The sequence below is a fragment of the Coleofasciculus sp. G2-EDA-02 genome (assembly GCF_040226375.1).
Lineage (GTDB): Bacteria > Cyanobacteriota > Cyanobacteriia > Cyanobacteriales > Coleofasciculaceae > Coleofasciculus.
Genome location: NZ_JAVKEW010000116.1, coordinates 1 through 4,960, shown reverse-complemented (window position 1 = coordinate 4,960; position 4,960 = coordinate 1). Strand labels below are relative to the sequence as shown.

The following is a 4,960-nucleotide window of genomic DNA, read 5'->3' as shown; positions in this document are numbered from 1 at the left end:
AAGGTAGACCTAAGTGGGTTACTGTTATTATAACACTAAAAAATTGCATCTAGCTAGGTAATTTGGAAATCTACGTTCCTCCGATTTCCCGCTGTCCATCCTCACCCTACTCTGTTGAGGGTGAGGACTTCCGCGACTACGTTAAGGAGAGCGATCGCCGTAAACCTGTTCAAAGTGAGCATCAATCGGTTCGCAAAAGCTAGGTACACCTTGGTTGAGAGCAGACATCAGGACAGGTGTTGCTAGAATCGCGGGAAGTAGGGGAGTCTGTGCTAAGTATTCAATCACCTGAGTATAAGAGCCATCGAGCAAATCTTGGCGAAATTCCGGCTTACAAATAACCGCACGGCATTTTTTGGCTAAATCCTCTAACCATCGAGCATTGTCGCTTTGGGGTTGTTGTCCGGCTCGAATCGCTAGTGCGATCGCGGCGTCTTCTAAATCCCCCTCGCAATCCTCAATCGCATCAAGCGCTTGCATCGCTTCGGGGTTATGGGAAAGCTGAGAGCGGAATCGGGCAATTTCTTGAGAGGTCACAATAGTCATAGTTTCTTTTGGGCAACTTACCCAGCCTGGAACACGGTTTGGCAACCATAACCATTTTCGTCTATTGCACCGTTGAACTACCATCTGTAAGGAACCCTTCATCAAGAGTCCCCTACTATGCAGTATCTGCGCCTAAGTCATGAGGGAAGAGGGGGATCAAGGCTGGCGTACTATTACACGCCGAGCAACAGATCACCAATATCTGAACCATTAAGCTGGCGAGCTATTGCCAGTCGAGCTTCGAGTTTGGCAACACTGAACTGATTCCGCAAGTATTCCAAGTTAGCCACAGCGTTCGCCTTTTGATTGGTTAACCGCATTAAGGTGTTGAGGGCGTGCTGATATTCCAAATTCACCTCTAGTAGCTCAAATCGACGCGCCTTGCGTTGTGATTCATTTTTTAACTCAGAATCAAAGGCAATTTGCTTATCAATACTGGCTTCTAGGCGATGAATATTAAGTTGCACCGCCTGAAGTTGCGAGTCCAAATCATTAACGGTTTGAGCGGCTTGTGCGATCGCGGCTGGGTACTGACTCATGTTCATCTTAAATCTTTCCATACTAGAGTATCAATCCGGACAATCTCTGATCCGGTTATCCAAGCTAGACAGTTAACCGACTACGCCACCCATTCCGAAGGTTGGGAATTGACTGTCTTGGTGTCTCCATCCATGGAATTCCTCTGAGGCTGAGGATTGGGGGCTTTCTCTAAAAGGTTGACTTCAATATTCACCTCCACCAAATACGATCCAGGTTCGTCCCCCACCGCTTGGGCGATTAAACTGGCAAAATCCGGGCGTTCTGCGGTGATCGGGTGGCGTAGGATACGTTGTTCCCACTCGTACTCGGCGTTGGGGTTGATACTGAGAATGTAATGCTTAATCATGGCAAAAATCTTGAATGCTATCGGGCGTTAGGCGTTAACCGAGTAGAATCTTTGATAACTCCATTATAGTACATTTGTACCAAATTGACAAGGAGTTGTGGGGAGTGGGGTTGTAGGGGCGGGTTTTACTGATAACGTTTCTCCCAAAACCGATAACTTTACTAAACCCGCCCTTATGGGGGTACAAGGAAAAGATTAAACTTGATTGTTCCTTGTTTTAAAACGAATTTGGTATTTATAGAAAAAATAAAAGACGTAGCATGGCTACGTCTCTTATGATTTATTTTGACAGCTAACTGGGGTTAGGGAATTGATGTTCTAGTCAATCTCAGCATACTTTGGCTGACTGTCATGATGACTATTACCATTCGAGTGACCATTCGACAAAGATTGCATCGGTAAGGTGTTATTAAACCAGAGCGCTTGCTGAGGCAATGAAAGCCGGATTCCAGCTTCATCAAATGCCGCTTTTAGACGACGGCGAAACTCTCGCGCCACTTCCCATTGTTTTAGAGGCTGGGTTTTAATCCAAACACGAATAATAAAACCGCGATCGCCAAAGTCATCCACCCCTAAAATATCGGGTTGATCCAGGATACGCTCCCGCCACATTTGGTTCATAACCATCTCATGAGCCACATGCCTAACCAACTCCAATGCTTTATCAACATCGGCTTGATAGGTAACGGGAATATTTAAATCTGCCCGTGACCAATTACTCGAAAGATTCGCCACAATTCTAACTTCACCGTTGGGAATCGTAATTAATCGCCCCTCAGCATCCCGCAACTGAGTAATCCGGAGGTTGATTTTTTCCACAAACCCGCCAACGTCTCCCACGCCAATCACGTCACCAACGGCATACTGATCTTCTAGGAGAATGAAGAAGCCATTGATGGCATCTTTAATCAAGTTTTGCGATGCCAAAGACAAGCCTAAACCAACGATCCCAGCACCAGCTAACAGCGGACCAATGTCAATACCAATTGCCGCTAGCGCCACTAAAAGTCCGATCGCACTAAAACTCAAGGTGATAATATTTTTGGTTACCCCAGAAACCGTTGACACGCGCAACTGCGCTCGCTGAGCGCTTTCTGGCGTGAGTAAATGATTCCTAGCAATGGCAGAGGAGAAGCGATCAGTTAAGGCATAAGATAAACGGATGATCACGTAACTTCCCAAGCCGACAATACCCACGCGCACGGGAATCCGAAAACTGGCAAGGATTAAAACCTGTAGGGGTCGTGTGTAAGGAAATAGACTTAAAATGAATAGACTTCCCCCCACCCAGATAACCCCTTGAGTTAGTTGCAGCAGGCGATGTAAAACTTCTTTGACATTTCGCTGTTGATTTTGGTGAAGTTGAGTGGATATTGGCGCGGTGTTCGATTGGGAAGGCTCTAACAGTTGTTTGGAGCGTTTTAAGCGGCTCTCCCAACGAGAAATGAGCAAGCTGGCAACAATCATGGCTACGCCAGTACCCACGGCAATTACCACTCGATTCGTCAAAACGTCGGGTTGTCGTTCCTGTTTTGCCTGGGGAAGTTGTTGCTCGAGCTGTTCGATAATTTCGTCTGCTCTAGTCTCTATCGGCACTTCGGTGAGTTGAGCATCTTGATTGGTAACGCTCATCAAGCGTACCTCTTTTAACAGATCACCTTGCTCATCTAACAGAGAGATGTAAATTTCGGGTAAATTGCTTTGTTGGTCTAGTTCTTGGCGAATCTCTAATTCAGCGTTCTCGTTTTTGAAGTAAGTACGGCTGATATCCTGTAATCGCTGTTCAATTTCTTGAATACGTTGGGGTAACTGCGATGTTGGTGCGGCAATCTCGAATAAACAGCGACCGTCGAGTCGTATACATTTGGAAACGACAGCATCCTCTGATGGCTGCTTGAGGGAATTAGGAGTAGGTATGTTGACATCGGGTAAACCCGGTATCGGGAGCTGAGCCTGAACTGGAGAGATAACCCAGCCGGATAACGCAATTGAGCCGGCAATTGTCAAAGCTGAAATTCGCATTTTTTTCATCCTGATTGTTTGCCTGTTACTTTTCTTAACATCCAAGTATATAGACTAAAAAAAAAATTAACAGGAGCTAATTGGGGGCAAAAGGTAGCAAAATGGGCAATATGACTTTGTTTGAGGCGAATATGAATTCTTGTTCAAAAAAAGTTATAGCATTCGAGCCAGTCACAAGCAAATATTAACAATCACGACTTTCGAGTTATCCTCCATCTTAGGAGGTAGTTTGAGGGAAGTCTCTCCGTGCGAACCGAATCCATCAACCACCTATTTCATTGAATTGATGCGACGATATATACTCATGCTCAATCGGCTTTTACCGGAAGCCGTCACTGAAGATGTATTTAAAGAACTTCATCAAGAGTTGTCAATTGATGCGAATTGGACGATTAACTATGTTGTACTGACGATTAGTTCTTGTCTGATTGCCACGTTTGGTCTGATTAGCAATAGTACCGCCGTAATCATTGGCGCGATGATCATTGCCCCGTTGATGCTGCCCTTACGGGGATTAGCGTTTGGGGCTTTGGAAGGAGACTTAAAGTTATTTCGCAAAGCCTTAGGCGCGATCGCAGGTGCGACGATCTTAGCATTAGTTCTCTCGTGGCTAACGGGACGGATTGCTGGGATTCCTGAATATGGTTCAGAAGTGCTTTCTCGCACACAGCCGAATTTAGTAGACTTGGGGATCGCGGTGGTAGCAGGCGGGATCAGTAGTTTTGCCAAGATTCGCGCCCGTATCAGCGATGCCTTAGCGGGGGTTGCGATCGCGGTTGCCCTAATGCCACCCTTATGTGTGGTCGGTTTGTCGCTGTCTCAGGGAATTTGGTCGTTTAGCTTAGGTGCATTTTTACTGTATATAACCAATCTTCTCGGTATTACCTTAGCCTGTATGCTGGTGTTTATCGCAGCCGGTTACACCAAAGTCAATCACGCCTTAGGCTGGACTTTTGGCTTCACCGCCCTCCTCTTCTTGCCGTTGGGTATCAGTTTTTGGGAATTAGCCAGACAAGCTCGACTGCAAGCCACAATTAATAATACCCTGGTACGGCGAACGATTACCATCGGTCAGCCAGAGGTACAACTGGTGAGAACCAAAGTGAACTGGACAGCCACACCGCCTATTGTGTATCTCACGGTTGAGACGGATCAAGAAATCACGCCTAAGCAGGTGCGATTAGTTCAGGAGTTTATCTCCAAAGAAATGAAACGCCCCTATCAGCTTGTTTTCTTTGTCAGTGAGGTTAAACAAGTTACCGCCCAAGAACCAGAGGAATCCCCAGAACCTGTCCCACCCTTGTTACCTCCCGCCCAAGCCCCTGTCCTCCATCAGCCACCAATACGTCAGTTGTAGGGGCGGGTTTAGGCACAATTGTAGGGGCGGGTTTAGGCACAATTGTAGGGGCGGGTTTAGGCACAATTGTAGGGGCGGGTTTAGGCACAATTGTAGGGGCGGGTTTAGGCACAATTGTAGGGGCGGGTTTTGGCACTAAATTCAGATAT

General features: G+C 46.5%; 5 protein-coding genes. 1 reads left to right on the top strand and 4 read right to left on the bottom strand.

The window, feature by feature from the left end; translation table 11 throughout:
* Positions 1-141 precede the first annotated feature (141 nt).
* The 4 genes from RLO19_RS13030 to RLO19_RS13015 all read right to left on the bottom strand — a co-directional run bounded on the left by RLO19_RS13030 (position 142) and on the right by RLO19_RS13015 (position 3,454).
* Positions 142-546 carry a hypothetical protein gene (locus RLO19_RS13030; RefSeq protein WP_446356980.1) on the bottom strand — a complete coding sequence of 135 codons (405 nt, stop codon included), beginning with the start codon at positions 544-546 and terminating at the stop codon, positions 142-144.
* 173 nt (positions 547-719) lie between these two features.
* On the bottom strand, positions 720-1,091 hold the full coding sequence (locus RLO19_RS13025) for a hypothetical protein (RefSeq protein WP_446356978.1): 372 nt from the start codon (positions 1,089-1,091) through the stop codon (positions 720-722).
* Positions 1,092-1,165: 74 nt separating this feature from the next.
* Positions 1,166-1,432 (bottom strand): hypothetical protein, encoded by a 267-nt coding sequence (locus RLO19_RS13020; protein ID WP_446356976.1) that lies wholly within the window; start codon positions 1,430-1,432, stop codon positions 1,166-1,168.
* Positions 1,433-1,750: 318 nt separating this feature from the next.
* Complete coding sequence (locus RLO19_RS13015; protein WP_446356975.1) at positions 1,751-3,454, bottom strand: mechanosensitive ion channel domain-containing protein; 1,704 nt, start codon at positions 3,452-3,454, stop codon at positions 1,751-1,753.
* Positions 3,455-3,593: 139 nt separating this feature from the next.
* Between RLO19_RS13015 and RLO19_RS13010 the strand changes: the two genes are divergently transcribed.
* Complete coding sequence (locus RLO19_RS13010; RefSeq protein ID WP_446356973.1) at positions 3,594-4,811, top strand: TIGR00341 family protein; 1,218 nt, start codon at positions 3,594-3,596, stop codon at positions 4,809-4,811.
* Positions 4,812-4,960: the final 149 nt, after the last annotated feature.

Excerpts from the sequence above, each read along its gene's own strand:
- RLO19_RS13015 (WP_446356975.1), bottom strand. The coding sequence starts at position 3,454 with ATGCGAATTTCAGCTTTGACAATTGCCGGCTCAATTGCGTTATCCGGC.
- RLO19_RS13025 (WP_446356978.1), bottom strand. The coding sequence starts at position 1,091 with ATGAACATGAGTCAGTACCCAGCCGCGATCGCACAAGCCGCTCAAACC.
- RLO19_RS13020 (WP_446356976.1), bottom strand. The coding sequence starts at position 1,432 with ATGATTAAGCATTACATTCTCAGTATCAACCCCAACGCCGAGTACGAG.
- RLO19_RS13030 (WP_446356980.1), bottom strand. The coding sequence starts at position 546 with ATGACTATTGTGACCTCTCAAGAAATTGCCCGATTCCGCTCTCAGCTT.